Source organism: Bifidobacterium sp. SO4, assembly GCF_018555355.1.
Classification (GTDB): Bacteria; Actinomycetota; Actinomycetes; order Actinomycetales; family Bifidobacteriaceae; genus Bifidobacterium; species Bifidobacterium miconisargentati.
Genome location: NZ_JAFEJP010000010.1, coordinates 17,022 through 30,845 on the forward strand (window position 1 = coordinate 17,022; position 13,824 = coordinate 30,845).

A 13,824-nucleotide genomic window follows, 5' to 3' on the forward strand; every position below is an offset into this window, starting at 1 on the left:
GGTTTACGGATACTCCCCTCAGTCACCTATGGTGACGGCTCCCCTCAAAGAGGGGAGCCGATAAGGTCAGCTCAGTTCGTTGAGCACGCGCAGGGCGGCGTTGACGTAGAAGTTGACGAACGTGGGGATGGATTCGTCGAGGCCCACGAAGTTCGGGCTGTGCCAGTCGGCGCAGCCTTCCTGGCCGTTGGAGCCCACGAAGGCGAACACGGGCAGGGTCACCTTGGCGAACTCGCAGAAGTCCTCCCCCGCCATGGACGGGCGGATCGGCTCAAGCTGCGCGTAGTCGTTCACGTCGGCGGCCACGACCTTGGCGAGCGAGGGGTCGGAGACGAGCGGGTCCTGGAAGTCGTCCCAGTCCACGTCGGCCCTGATGCCGTACGCCTCGGCGGTGTGCTGCACGACCTCCTTGAAGCGACGGCCCACCAGGTTGCCGTCCTCCTTGTGGAAGTAGCGCACGGTGCCCTGGAATCCGGCCTCGGCAGGCACCACGTTCCACACGTCGCCGCCGTGAACCTCGGTCACGGACAGGACCAGCGGATGGAAGGGCGTCACATTGCGGCTCACAATGGTCTGCAGGCTCAGGATCATGCTGGCGAGCGCCTCGAGCGGGCCGGTGCCCTTGTACGGGTAGGCGGCGTGGGTGCCCTGCGCGTGCAGGTCCACGTGGAACTTCACGCAGCCGGCCATCATGGGTTCCACGCCGATGGCGAGCTGGCCGGGAGCGTAGTTGGGGTTGTTGTGCGTGCCGATGATGGCGTCCACATCGTCCACGAGACCGGCGTCGATCATGGCGCGCGCTCCCCTGCCGGTCTCCTCGCTGGGCTGGAACAGGATCTTAATCGAGCCGGCGAAGCGGTCGCGGTGCTCGGCGAGCCAGAAGACGGCGCCCAACAGGCCGGTCATATGCAGGTCGTGGCCGCAGCCGTGCATCACGCCGTGGTTGACCGAGCTGAACTCCAGTCCGGAATCCTCCACGATTGGCAGGCCGTCGATGTCGGCCCGCAGGCCAATGCGCGGGCCCGGGCCGGCCTCGCCCTGGATGAGGCCGACGACGCCGGTTTCCAGCGGGTTGTCGAGGATTTCGATGCCGTGCGCCTTGAGCTGGTCGGCGAGGTAGATGCTGGTGTCGAATTCCTTGAAGCTGCGTTCGGGGTGGGCGTGCAGGTAGTGACGGATGGTGGTGAGTTCGGGGTCGATCTCGATATGTTCGCTCATGGTTGCCGATTCTAGTAAGGCGGGTGAAAAGTACGGGAATGCGCCCGTATCGCGCGAAATTGCGCGAGGATCTCCCGCCAAGTGGATGTCGGCGGGAGATCCTCGCATGGGCGCAGCGGGTGCGCCGGATGGGTTGGCCGAACGGCTACTGCTGGCGCTTGAGCAGTCGCTTGGCGATGGCGTTGGCGATGCCCTGAACCACCTGGACCAGCACGATCATGATGATCACGGCCGTCCAGGTGACGGTCTGGTCGAACTTCTGGTAGCCGTAGGCGATGGCGAAGTTACCAAGGCCGCCGCCGCCGATGTAGCCGGCCATGGCGGACATGTCGAGCACGCCGATGAACAGGAAGGCGTAGGCCAGGATGAGCGGGGCGAGCGCTTCGGGGATAAGAACCGTGCGGATGATGGTGAGCTTGCCGGCGCCCATAGAACGGGCGGCCTCGATCATGCCGGGGTCCACGGGCACGAGGTTCTGTTCCACCAGGCGCGAGGTGGCGAAGGTGCACATCACGACCATCGGGAAGATGGCCGCCACGGTGCCGATGGATGTGCCGACCACCACGATGGTCAGCGGCTGCATGGCCGCCAGGAAGATGATGAACGGGATGGGCCGCACGATGTTGACGATGATGTCAAGGATGCGGTAGACCACGGCGTTCTCGAACAGGTTGCCCGGGCGGGTGCCGTAGAGCACCACGCCGAGGATGAGGCCCAGGAAGCCGCCCACCACGAGGGTGATGAGCACCATGGTCAGGGTCTGGCCGATGGACTGGAACAGCAGGGGCTTGAGGACGCTCCAGTCGCTGCGCGGGTTGGCGAGGACGATCATGATTGGGCTCCTTCGTTGTTCTGGCCGGCGGCGTCCGTCCTGCCGGCATCGGCGTCATTGGCGGCCGGGGCGATCGGCGCATGCTCCGGCGTGTACCCCGAAACGGCCTCGTCGTACGGTACGGGGTTCGCGGCGGTGCCGAAGTCGATGACGTCGCTGTTTTCGGCGAGTTCGGAAAGGAAGGCGTTCACGCGCGCGTCGTCGCCCTTGAATTCGTAGGTGATGGCGCCGATCGCGGAACCGCGCACGGTGTCGATGCCGCCGTACAGCAGGCCGGATTCGATGCCGTGCTTGGCGATGAGTTCGGAGATGTTCTGTCCGGAGGCGGCCACCTCGCGGCCGTGGCTGTCGGAGACATCCTTCTGGCGGATGAGCACGGTGACGATGCGGCCGGACCATTCGGTGTGGAGACGTTCGACGCGGTCCTCCTCGGGCAGTCCGGACAGCGCGGTGGCGATGAACCGCTTGGTGACCGGCTGCTGGGGCGCGGCGAACACGTCGTACACGTCGCCGGATTCGACCACGCGGCCGGCGCTCATCACGGCCACACGGTCCGCGATCTGCTGGACCACGTTCATCTGGTGGGTGATGAGCACGATGGTGATGCCGAATTCCTTGTTCACGCGCTTGAGGAGCGCGAGCACCTCGGTGGTGGTCTCGGGGTCGAGGGCGCTGGTGGCCTCGTCGGCGAGCAGGATCTCGGGGTTGGTGGCCAGGGCGCGTGCGATGCCGACGCGCTGCTTCTGGCCGCCGGACAGCTGGGAGGGGTACTTGTCCGCGTGCTCTGACAGGCCGACGAAGTCGAGCAGTTCGGCCACGCGACGGTCCTGGTAGTCCTTGCGCCAATGGTCGAGCTGGAGCGGGTAGGCGATGTTCTGCGCCACGGTCTTGGTGGAGAACAGGTTGAACTGCTGGAAGATCATGCCGATCTTCTGGCGGATGGGCCTGAGCTTGGATTCGCTCAGGGAGGTGATGTCCGTGCCGAGCACGCTCACCGAACCGCCAGTGGGCCGCTCGAGGGCGTTGATGAGTCGGACCAGCGTGGATTTGCCGGCACCGGAATAGCCGATGATGCCGAAGATGTCGCCTCGGTTGATGGTCAGGCTCACGTCGTCCACGGCGCGGGCCACGCCGGCCTTGAGGCCACGGACCTTGAATTCCTTGACCACATGGTCGAACGTGATGATGGGGTCGCTCATGGGTTCTCCTGATTGTCGTATGTCGTTTTGCCGTTTGCGCTACGGCGTGATGCCGGGCGGGGCGGAACCCTCCGTTCCTCCCCGCCCGGCATCACCGGCCGTACGGATCCGTATGAATCCTACCGACCGCCGGTCACTGCTGTGCCTTGGCGTCCTTCTCGATGTCCTTGAGGAAGCCCTGCAGCTCCTCGGCGCTGAACTTGTCGGCGAAGACCGCGGTGCCGCCGGAGTTCTCCTGAAGGGCGGCGAGCACGTCCTTCTCGTGGAAGATGTCGATGAGCTTCTTGTAGGTCTCGTTGTTCACGTCCGCCTTGCGGGCCACCCACACGTTGATGTACGGGCGGGCCTCCTCGGATTCGGCGTTGTCCTGGTAGATGGCGTCCTTCGGGTCGAGGCCGGCGTCGGCGACGTAGTCGTTGTTGATCACGCCGGCGGCGATGGTCGGATCCTTGAGGGTGGTGGCCACCTGCTCGGCCTTCAGCGGGGTCACCTTGACCTTGCTCTTGGCCTCATCGATGTCGGCCGGGGTGGAGAAGGCGGTCCAGTCGCCCTTGAGGGTCACGAGACCGGCGGCCTTGAGCACGCCGATGGCGCGGGCCTGGTTGGTCTCGTCGTTCGGGATGGTGACGGTGTCGCCCTGCTTGATGTCGTCGATGCTCTTGACCTTGGTGGAGTACACGCCGAGCGGGTAGATGGCGGTGCCGCCGATGGGCTGGAGGTCCTTGTTGTTGCTCACGTTGTAGTTGGCCAGGTAGAGCAGGTGCTGGAACTCGTTGAGGTCGAGCTCACCGGAGTCAAGGGCCGGGTTCTCGGAGGTGTAGTCCTGGAAGTCGATGATGTCCACGTAGATGCCCGCGGCCTCGGCCTTCTGCTTGAACTTGACCCATTCGGGGTTGGTGGCGCCCACCACGCCGATCTTGACCGGGTTGTCCTTGGTGCCCTTGGCGGCCGACTCGCCGGCGCCGGCGAAGGAGCGATAGCCGAAGAACGCGCCCACGGCGACGATGGCGACCACCACGATGGTGATGATGATGTTGCGGACGGTGTGGTTCACGCGCACCGGTTCGTTGTTGTTGGCCGGAGTGGCCGGCTGGGTTGCTGCGGTCATTGGTTTCCTCTCTCTGTTGGTTCGGTTTGGCCCTGTGCGGGCCGGGCCGGTTCTCTTCCGTTCGGCCCTTCGCGTTGTTGACGGTCTTAACCATAGCGTCCCGGCAGCCAGAAAATGGCGGAAAATGGCCGATTGCCGTATAGGTGTTGCTTATGACGGGTGTATAAGCGGCCGGAATCACACGGTTTGATAGCCCGCTATAAGACCGGTTCGAGACGGGTTCGCGGCGTACTTGAGCCGGGAATGACCATTATGCGGACTTCATCAGGGCTTCAACCGGCCCACGGGCTCGGCATTCGCTTGGATCGGCGCAGCACGGACACATCCGTTCTCGCGGTCGCGTCCGCCCGGTATGGACACGTCCATTCGCACAGTCACGTCCGCCCAACACGGACAATGAAGACATGAACAACATCATCGGCGACGATTCCTTCCCCTCCCCCGCCCGCGACTCCGGCGTTCCCTCCACCGCACGCGGGAACGACATCAGGGCCGTGTTCTTCGACATCGACGGCACGCTCACCAGCTTCGCCACGCACAAGGTGCCCGATTCCGCCGTGGACGCGATCCACCGTCTGCAGGCCAAGGGCGTCAAGGTGCTCATCTGCACGGGTCGCGCGCCCTCGCAGATGGGCGTGGTGCTGGACACCATGCCGGTAACGTTCGACGGCATCGTGGCGTTCAACGGCCAGTACTGCTTCGACGACACCGGATTCTTCGCCTCGCAGGCCATCGAACCATCGGACATCAAGGTGATCCTCGACTGGCTGGACAGGCACCCGGATGTGGTGGCCAACTTCGGCGAGAGGGACTACGTGTACTTCAACCACACCAACGAGGCGCTGCAGGCCACATGGGCCCAACTCGGCAAGACCGCGCCCACACGGTATTTCGACGACCCGCACGAGCGTACGGCCGCGCACGAGACCTTCCAGATCAGCCCGTTCATCGGCCCGGACGAGGAGGCCGAGCTGGTCTCCCTGTGCCGCAACGTGCGCGGCGTGCGCTGGCACCCGGACTTCACCGACCTCATTCCGGCCGACGGCGGCAAGCCACGTGGCATCCAGCGGTTCATGGCCCATTACGGCATCACACGCGAGCAGACGATGGCGTTCGGCGATGGCGGCAACGACACGGCCATGCTCGCCTACGCCGGCATCGGCGTCGCGATGGGCAACGCCACCGACGAGCCGAAGGCCGCCGCGGATTACGTGACCGACGACGTGGATCATGACGGCGTGCTCAACGCCCTGCTGCACTTCGGCGTGCTGTGAGTCCCTTCCCGGCGCCCCTGCCGGCTCGTCCGGCGGGGACGTCCAACCAGTCTGTCCGGCGGAAACGCAAAAGGCCGGCGCGCAATGCACCGGCCTTGTCTGTGGAGCTAAGGGGATTCGAACCCCTGACCCTCTCCATGCCATGGAGATGCGCTACCAGCTGCGCTATAGCCCCAAACGGGTTTTGACTCACTCACATGAATCAACAGGAAACCATCAACACTGGCCGCTGACGGCTTCTTCGTGGAGCTAGGGGGATTCGAACCCCCGACCCTCTCCATGCCATGGAGATGCGCTACCAGCTGCGCTATAGCCCCGTTTTTCATTTGTGCGGTCCGTTTTGGACCTCGTATACATTACGACGAGTTTGCGAATAAGGCAACATTCGGCGTGTCGCAGTGTTGAATTCACGTTGATTTCGCCCGGAATTCCAACGGTTTTGGCACATTATTCAGTTATGTTGCCCGAAAGATCGAATGAACCGGAATCGGCATGCCCCATGAGGGAAACCAATTCCGGCTCATTCCGACTCATTCCGGTTCAGCGTTCGCGTTCCCATTCGTCGGTGTCCGCGATGGCCGGTCCGTGGTTGTATTCCAGCAGACGCCAGCGCACCGACCCGTCCGGCAGATCCATCGGCACCAACCGCACCCAATGGGCGTTGCGCATGGAGACCACGGACGCGAACGAGGGATCCACCTGGCTCAGCCCCAGCAGCGTCTGCAGGGTCTGGGCGATCCATGCACCGTGCGAGAACACGAACAGGTCCGTGTCCTCCCCGGCCCGCGTGGACCAGTCCTCAAGGGCCGCCACGCCACGCGCGCCCACATGTTCCTTGGGCTCGGCGCCGTATTTGAGTTCGCCGCCGCGGTGTTCCATCCAGGAGCGGAAGTCCTCGGGGTACCGTTCGGCCAGTTCGGACACGGCGTGACCGTCCCAATCGCCGAAGCTGCGTTCGCGCACACGTTCGTCGTCGTGCACCTCGGCGCCGCCCAGCACGTCCGCGAAGGCCTGTGCGGTGGCGTGCGCGCGGGAAAGGTCGGAGCATACGATGATGCGGTCGCTCGTCTCCGGCCTGCGGTCCACGTAGAGGTCCTTCAGCGCGGCGGCGGTCTGACGCACCTGCCACTGGCCGACGGCGTCGAGCGGGATATCCACCTGTCCCTGCAGTTTGTGGGCCGCGTTGTAGGACGTGCGGCCGTGGCGGATCAGGAAGATGGAGCGGACATGACGGGTAGCCATGGGATTCGTACCTTTCGCGTCAGTCGACCGGCACCGCGGCCGTTTCGGGGTGCGCCAGCTGCAGGTCGATGGTCTCGCAATCCTTCCACAGGCGTTCCAGCCCGTAGAATTCGCGGGATTCCTCATGCATGACGTGGATCACGAAGTCGCCGTAGTCGAGCAGCACCCACTGGCCTTCGGTCAGGCCTTCGCGGGAGCGGGGCTGGCGGCCGTCGCACTTGAGGTAGAGGTCCTTTTCGATCTCCTCGGCCACGGCCAGCACCTGGCGTTCGTTGGAGGCGCCGGCGATCATCATGATGTCGGTGATGCCGAGCAGGTCGGCCACGTCGAAGGCCACGATGTCCGTGGCCTTGATGCGGTCGGCGGCCTCGGCGGCCATGCGGACGGCGTTGATGGAGTCCTGTAGTGCCGGCATGATCAGCGCTCCCAGGCGGGCTTCCAGCCCTCGACGTTGTGCTGCGTGTTCTCGGAGTAGACCATCGTGTCGCTGGGCACGGCGTGGCGCACCACGGAGCCAGCGCCGGTGGTGACGTTGTCGCCCACCTCGACCGGGGCCACGAACAGGTTGCCGGCGCCCACATGGCAGCCGGAGCCGATTACGGTGCGGTTCTTGTGCACGCCGTCGTAGTTGGCGGTGATGGTGCCGCCGCCGATGTTGGTGTGGTCGCCGAGCTGGGCGTCGCCCACGTAGCTCAGGTGCGGCACCTTGGTGCCGTTGCCGATGTGCGCCTTCTTCATCTCCACGAACGCGCCGGCCTTGGCGTCCTCGCCGAACTCGTTGCCGGGGCGCAGGTAGGTCCACGGGCCGATGTTCGTGCGGGCGCCGATGTGCGATTCCTGCACACGGGAGCGTTCGACCGTCGCACCGTCGTCCACCACGGCGTCGATGAGGGTGGTGTACGGGCCCACGACGGCGTCCTCGCCGATGACCGTGCGGCCCTGAAGGAAGGAGCCGGGCAGGATGGTGGCGTCGCGGCCGATGGTGACGTCGTCCTCGATCCAGGTGGTCTCCGGGTCGAGAATGGTCACGCCCTCGCGCATCCAGTGCTCGCAGACACGGCGGTTGTAGGTGCGGGCCAGCGCGGCCAGCTGCACGCGGTCGTTCACGCCTTCCACGGTGAGCGGGTCGGGGGCGGTGAACGCGCCGACCTTGCCGGCGGAACGGGCGGTTTCCAGCGCGTCGGTCAGGTAGAACTCGCCCTGCGCGTTGTTGGACTTGAGGTCGGCGATGGCGCGGGCCAGCAGCTCGGCGTCGAACACGTAGACGGAGGTGTTCACTTCCTGCACGGCCAGTTCGCTGCGGTTGGCGTCCTTCTGCTCCACGATGCGCAGCACGTTGCCTTCGCGGTCGCGGATGATGCGGCCGTAGCCGGTCGGGTCGTCGAGGATGGTGGTGAGCACGGTGGCGCCGTTGCCGGAGGCGGTGTGGAATTCCACGAGCTTGCGCAGGGTGTCGCTGTCGAGCAGCGGCATGTCGGACGCGGCGATGAGCACGGGGCCCTCGATGCCGCCGTTTTCGGCGAGCTGGGCCATCGCGCACTGCACGGCGCGACCGGTGCCGGGGATGTCGTCCTGGTTGACGATGGTGACGTGCTCGTCGTAGGAGCGGGCGGCCTCGGCCACGCGCTCGGCCTGGAAGTGCACCACCACGGCCAGCGTGGCGGGATCCAGCGCGGCCACCGAATCCATGACCCTGTTCAGGAAGGTTTTGCCTGCGAACGTGTGCAGTACCTTCGGCTTGTTGGAACGCATGCGGGTGCCCTCGCCGGCTGCGAGGACGATGGCTGCGGAGAGTGCCATAACTGACGTGTTTCCCTTCGTTCGTGAGGATTCGACGCGGCCTGTTTTCGGGCCGTGTCACTGCAGAAAACAATAGACGGCCGCCCGGATGTCCGGACGACCGTCTGACCGCTCCCCCACCTGGACTCGAACCAAGACAAAGGGTTCCAAAGACCCGTGTGCTGCCATTACACCATGGGGGAATCGTGGGCGCTTGGCCCACAAGTGTTCATTTATACCATACGATTCGGAGTCGGCGCAATCCGCCGCCCCGACACGGTCCTTCCGCGGGCGTCAGAGGGACGTCACGCGAAGAGGAAGCCCTGGCCGTGGTGTTCGGGGTAGGTATCGAACAGCTCGGCCACCGAACCGTCCTCGAACACGGCGCGGATGGCGCTGGCCAGCAGCGGCGCGATGGACAGGACCGTCAGGCCGTCCCAGCGCTTCTCCTCGGGGATCGGCACGGTGTCGGTGAGGACCACCTCGCGCGCGCCGCAGTTCTTGAGGCGCTCGACCGCGGGACCGGAGAGCACGCCGTGGGTGGCGACCACGGTCACGGACTTGGCACCGGCCTCCTGCAGCACGCGGCAGGCTCCGGCGATGGTGCCGGCCGTGTCGATGAGGTCGTCCACGAGCACGCAGTCCTTGCCGACCACGTCGCCGACCACACGGTTGGCGACGGCCTGGTTCGGGCGGGTGATGTCACGGGTCTTGTGCACGAAGGCGAGCGGGCCGCCGCCGAGGCGCTGGGCCCACTGCTCGGCCACGCGGATGCGGCCGGCGTCCGGGGAGACGACGGCGACGTTGTCCAGATGGCCCTGGAAACGGTCGCGGATGTAGTCGACCAGCACCGGCATGGCGATGAGGTGATCCACCGGGCCGTCGAAGAAGCCCTGGGACTGGGCCGCGTGCAGGTCCACGGACATGATGCGGTCGGCGCCTGCGGTCTTGAGCAGGTCGAAGATGAGGCGGCAGGAGATGGGCTCGCGGCCGCGGTGCTTCTTGTCCTGACGGGAATAGCCGAGCAGCGGGCACACGGCGGTGACGGAGCGGGCGGAGGCGCGCTTGAGCGCGTCGATCATGATGAGCTGCTCCATAATCGCCTTGTTGATCGGCTGGTAGTGGCTCTGGAGCACGAACACGTCGGCGCCGCGCACCGATTCGGTGTATCGCACGTACATCTCGCCGTTGGCGAAGTCGTAGGCCGTGGTCTCCAGCAGGTCGATTCCCAGCTGTTCGGCGACATCTTCGGCTAGTTTCGGATGAATCCTTCCCGTGACGAGAATCAGATTCTTATCGGGCTTCCCTTCGAGGATTGCGCTCACCATTACTCCCAACGTGTGGTCTCGTTAGTGCAGTTCTTCAGTCTAGCTGTTCTTGAAGACCATGGGGTATCGCTGCGTTGCCCGCCGCGTCCGACGCGGGCCGGAGGAGGATATCAGCGGCTTTCGCTGGTCCAGCGTTTCAGGGTCTGCTTGACGGCCTGGGCGTAGATGTCGCTGCCTATGCTCGGGTGGATGCCGTCCGAGCCGAGCACCTGCGGGTTGGCGTTCGCGGCGGCGTCCCAGTCCACCAGCACCACGTTGTCCGGGTGCGCGGCGGCGTAGTCGGCAAGCACCTGGTTGGTGGGCGGGATCCATGTGCGGTCGCCGTGCGCGTTGACCAGCACGAGCACGCGGTCCGGGCCGATCAGGTCATGGATCTGGTCCAGCTGGTCGGCGGTGATGGCGGAGTTGGTGCCCAGACCCACCAGCACCCACTGGCGCAGCGTTCCGGCGGCCAGGTCGTTCTGGATCAGTTCGGGGGCCACCATGATGGAGCGGGAGACCTCGGCGTCGGTCTGGATGCCGGGGAACACGCTGGACAGGCCCTCAGAGGAGGCCAGCATCACCGAGTCGCCAATGGCGGTGATCTCATCGCCCGTGGGCATGGCGAACTTGGGCTTGGGCGGCTGCGGCACGTGATGGCGGATCAGCACGTGTTCCTTCTTCTGGGTCGCCTCCAACTGGCGCGCCTGTTCCTCCAGCTGCATCTGCATGGCGGTCTTGGCAGGCGCGTTCGCCACGCCCTGGGCCGCTCCGAACACCGAGGCGACCAGCAGCACATCCACGATGACCGCGCGGATGATGTGCGCGGCGCCGGGCTTGCGAAGCGGCAGGATGACGAACAGCGCGGAACGGGACGCGGCGGGCTTCTCGACCATGAGCCACGAAATCGTCACGGCCACCGCGGTGAGCACGGCCGCCATGGCCAGCGGCCAGGGGCCGGGCACGGGGAACAGTTTCGGCGCCAGCGCGCGGGCGAGCAGCCACAGCGGCCAGTGCCACAGGTAGATGCCGTAGGAGTAGGTGCCGAGCGCCTTGAGCGGAAGGAAGACCATGAGATCCTGCATCCAGGAGTCCTGGCAGATCGTGCCGGCGATGAGCAGTACGGACAGCAGGCTGGAGATGATGATGCCGCCGCGGAAGGCGAAGTCGTCCTGCTTGCCGATCACGGCCATGGTCACCAGGGCGATGAGGCTCAGGAAGGCGAGGACCGGCGCGACTGCACGCCAGATGCGCACACGCAACGGTTCGGGCACATGCAGCGTGTCCGGTTGTTGGGTGACGTCGTCCGGCAGCGGCACGGATACGGGCATGGGCACCGGCGGAACCGGAACCGCTCCCCCATCGGGTCGGGCGGACCGGACCGAACGGGGCACAGGCTTGGGACGGGGGTGGCTGCGTTCGGACGCGGTGACCCACCAGGCCAGAGCCAGGCCGAGCATCAGGCCGAGGCCGTGGGTGTCGGTGCCGAAGTAGACGCGGGTGGGGTCGCCGCCGGGACGGTACAGGGCCCACATGCCGTAGCCGCTGCTGGCCGCCAGGGCCAGCGGGATGAGCGCGGCGAGATGGCTGCGGCGGATCTTCCACATGACCCATGCGAGTAGGGGCACCACCACGTAGAACTGCATGAGCACGCCGATGAACCATAGGTGGCGGAACACCTGAGGGTTCATCTGGTCGAAGTAGCTTTGGCCCCCTGCGATGGCGTACCAGTTATAGCAGCCGAGCAGCACGGTGATGATCTGGTCCCGCACGCCGACCAGAAGGTCATGGTCGAACAGCCATCCGGCCGAGACGATGACCGGGATGAGCAGGAACAACGCCGGATAGAGACGCACGGCGCGTTTGGGGATGTACCGGGCGAGGTTCAGCGAGCCGCTGCGGGCCAGCGAACGGAACAGGCTCACGCCGATGAGGAATCCGGAGACGGTGAAGAACACGTCCACGCCGTAGAATCCGCCCGGCAACGCCTGCTGCATGCAGTGATACAGCACGATGGCGATGAGCGCCAGTCCCTTGATACCGTCCAGTCCTATGTAATGCCCGACGAACTGTCTGCGCACCGTTGTTGCCACTGTCACTTCTCTTGCTCTCGTACCACTCGTTTCTCGCTTGGTATTACAGCAACAGACGGCGACACTTCGGCCCCGAAACCGGTGCCGTGTCCCGCGCGGGAGCGGCACCGGCCGGTCGGAGCGTGGCGGGCCTTACTTGTGGTACAGGCTCACGCGCTCGTACTTGGGTTCGCAGCACACGTTGATGCCGAGCTTGCGGTACAGGGCCTCGTCCGTGGAGGAGATGATCACGGAGAAGAAGGCGTCGGCGCCGCGCAGCTGTTCGAGACCGGCGATCACGCGGGCGGCCAGCGGGCTGGTTGCGCTGGTGATGGACAGGGCGATGAGCGTCTCATCGGAATGCAAGCGACGGTTGGCGCTGTTGAGATGTTCTGTCTTGAGCTTGCAGATGGGTTCGATGGCGGCGTCATCGATCACCGGCAGATCGTCGTCCACGCCGGTGACCTTCTTGAGCGCGTTCATGAGCAAGGCGCTGGCCGCGCCGAGCAGCACGCCGGTCTTGCCGGTGACGAGACGGCCGTCGGGCAGGACCATCGCGCCCACCGGGGCTCCGGTCATCTGTTCCTTGGCGAGCGCCGCCGCGCGTGCGGGCGAAAGGTCCTCGTCCACGCCGGCCTTCTTCATGATGGAACGCAGACGTTCGACCTGTTCCTCGCCGGTGCCGGTGCGCTTCAGGTTCACGCAGGCGGTGAAGTAGCGACGCACGATTTCGAGCTTGGCGGCCTCGCGGCAGGCCTCGTCGTCGCTGATCGCGTAGCCGGCCATGTTCACGCCCATGTCGGTGGGGCTCTGGTAGGGGCTTTCGCCCATGATGCGCTCCATCATGGCCTTGAGCACGGGGAACGCCTCGACGTCGCGGTTGTAGTTGACGGTGGTCTCGCCGTGCGCCTCGAGGTGGAACGGGTCGATGATGTTGGCGTCATCGAGATCCACGGTGGCGGCCTCGTATGCGATGTTGACCGGATGGTTCAGCGGCAGGTTCCAGATCGGGAAGGTCTCGTATTTGGCGTATCCGGCCTGGATGCCGCGGCGGTGCTCGTGGTAGAGCTGGCTCAGGCAGGTGGCGAGCTTGCCGGAGCCGGGGCCGGGCGCGGTGACCACGACGAGCGGGCGGCTGGTTTCGACGTAGTCGTTCCTGCCATAGCCGTCCTCGGAGACAATGCGTTCGATGTCGTGCGGGTAGCCGGCGATCGGGTAATGCAGGTAGCAGGTGACGCCCAGCTGTTCGAGGCGGTGACGGTAGGCGTCGGCGGCCGGCTGCCCGGCGTACTGGGTGAGCACCACGGACTTCGCAAGGAAGCCGCGGGAGCGGAAGATGTCGATGAGTCGCAGCACATCCTCGTCATAGGGGATGCCGAGGTCGCCGCGGGTCTTGCCCTGCTGGATGTGGTTGGCGTTGATGGCGATGACGATCTCCACGTCCGCCTTCATGCTTTCGAGCATGCGGAACTTGACATCCGGTGCGAAGCCGGGCAGCACGCGGGAGGCGTGGTAGTCGTCGAAGAGCTTGCCACCGAATTCCAGATACAGCTTGCCACCGAATTGGGCGATGCGCTTCCTGATGTTGTCGGCCTGCAGAGCGATGTACTTATCGTTGTCGAATCCCTGTCGCATGGGTCGGCATCCCTTTCCGAACGTCGTCGTAAAACTAAAAAATTATACCGGAAAACCCCAACGGCTTCAGACCGAATGTTTGCGACGAATCAATTACCACGCCATGCCACACAATCGTTCCGAATCATCAAATCCACAGAATGGGCTGATGCGTCGGC

The 13,824-nt window shown here is 65.1% G+C and carries 11 protein-coding genes and 3 tRNA genes; 1 reads left to right on the plus strand and 13 read right to left on the minus strand.

Annotated elements, in window-relative coordinates; genetic code table 11:
- Positions 1–66 precede the first annotated feature (66 nt).
- From JS536_RS07530 to JS536_RS07545, 4 genes are all read right to left on the minus strand, one after another.
- Positions 67–1,218 carry an amidohydrolase gene (locus JS536_RS07530; protein ID WP_214356437.1) on the minus strand — a complete coding sequence of 384 codons (1,152 nt, stop codon included), beginning with the start codon at positions 1,216–1,218 and terminating at the stop codon, positions 67–69.
- A 145-nt stretch (positions 1,219–1,363) separates the two neighbouring features.
- On the minus strand, positions 1,364–2,050 hold the full coding sequence (locus JS536_RS07535; RefSeq protein WP_109056711.1) for a methionine ABC transporter permease: 687 nt from the start codon (positions 2,048–2,050) through the stop codon (positions 1,364–1,366).
- Complete coding sequence (locus tag JS536_RS07540) at positions 2,047–3,249, minus strand: methionine ABC transporter ATP-binding protein (protein WP_214356438.1); 1,203 nt, start codon at positions 3,247–3,249, stop codon at positions 2,047–2,049. The genes JS536_RS07535 and JS536_RS07540 overlap by 4 nt, the downstream gene beginning before the upstream one ends.
- 133 nt (positions 3,250–3,382) lie before the next feature.
- Positions 3,383–4,357 carry a MetQ/NlpA family ABC transporter substrate-binding protein gene (locus JS536_RS07545; RefSeq protein ID WP_214356439.1) on the minus strand — a complete coding sequence of 325 codons (975 nt, stop codon included), beginning with the start codon at positions 4,355–4,357 and terminating at the stop codon, positions 3,383–3,385.
- Positions 4,358–4,761: 404 nt separating this feature from the next.
- Between JS536_RS07545 and JS536_RS07550 the strand changes: the two genes are divergently transcribed.
- Positions 4,762–5,631, plus strand: a complete 870-nt coding sequence (locus tag JS536_RS07550; RefSeq protein WP_214356440.1) for a Cof-type HAD-IIB family hydrolase — start codon at positions 4,762–4,764, stop codon at positions 5,629–5,631.
- 102 nt (positions 5,632–5,733) lie between these two features.
- Here the strand turns inward: JS536_RS07550 and JS536_RS07555 are convergent.
- From JS536_RS07555 to JS536_RS07595, 9 genes are all read right to left on the minus strand, one after another.
- Positions 5,734–5,806: transfer RNA gene (locus tag JS536_RS07555), tRNA-Ala, on the minus strand.
- Between the two features lie 69 nt (positions 5,807–5,875).
- A tRNA-Ala gene (locus JS536_RS07560) sits at positions 5,876–5,948 on the minus strand.
- Positions 5,949–6,171: 223 nt separating this feature from the next.
- Positions 6,172–6,873, minus strand: coding sequence for a histidine phosphatase family protein (locus JS536_RS07565; protein ID WP_214356441.1), 702 nt, complete (start codon positions 6,871–6,873; stop codon positions 6,172–6,174).
- Between the two features lie 19 nt (positions 6,874–6,892).
- On the minus strand, positions 6,893–7,288 hold the full coding sequence (rsfS, locus tag JS536_RS07570; RefSeq protein WP_214356442.1) for a ribosome silencing factor: 396 nt from the start codon (positions 7,286–7,288) through the stop codon (positions 6,893–6,895).
- A 2-nt stretch (positions 7,289–7,290) separates the two neighbouring features.
- Complete coding sequence (gene glmU, locus JS536_RS07575; protein ID WP_214356443.1) at positions 7,291–8,673, minus strand: bifunctional UDP-N-acetylglucosamine diphosphorylase/glucosamine-1-phosphate N-acetyltransferase GlmU; 1,383 nt, start codon at positions 8,671–8,673, stop codon at positions 7,291–7,293.
- A 111-nt stretch (positions 8,674–8,784) separates the two neighbouring features.
- A tRNA-Gln gene (locus JS536_RS07580) sits at positions 8,785–8,855 on the minus strand.
- Positions 8,856–8,957: 102 nt separating this feature from the next.
- Positions 8,958–9,980, minus strand: a complete 1,023-nt coding sequence (locus JS536_RS07585; protein WP_214303571.1) for a ribose-phosphate diphosphokinase — start codon at positions 9,978–9,980, stop codon at positions 8,958–8,960.
- 110 nt (positions 9,981–10,090) lie between these two features.
- On the minus strand, positions 10,091–12,052 hold the full coding sequence (locus tag JS536_RS07590) for an acyltransferase family protein (RefSeq protein ID WP_346427470.1): 1,962 nt from the start codon (positions 12,050–12,052) through the stop codon (positions 10,091–10,093).
- Positions 12,053–12,184: 132 nt separating this feature from the next.
- Positions 12,185–13,666, minus strand: coding sequence for a DUF1846 domain-containing protein (locus JS536_RS07595; RefSeq protein ID WP_214356444.1), 1,482 nt, complete (start codon positions 13,664–13,666; stop codon positions 12,185–12,187).
- Positions 13,667–13,824: the final 158 nt, after the last annotated feature.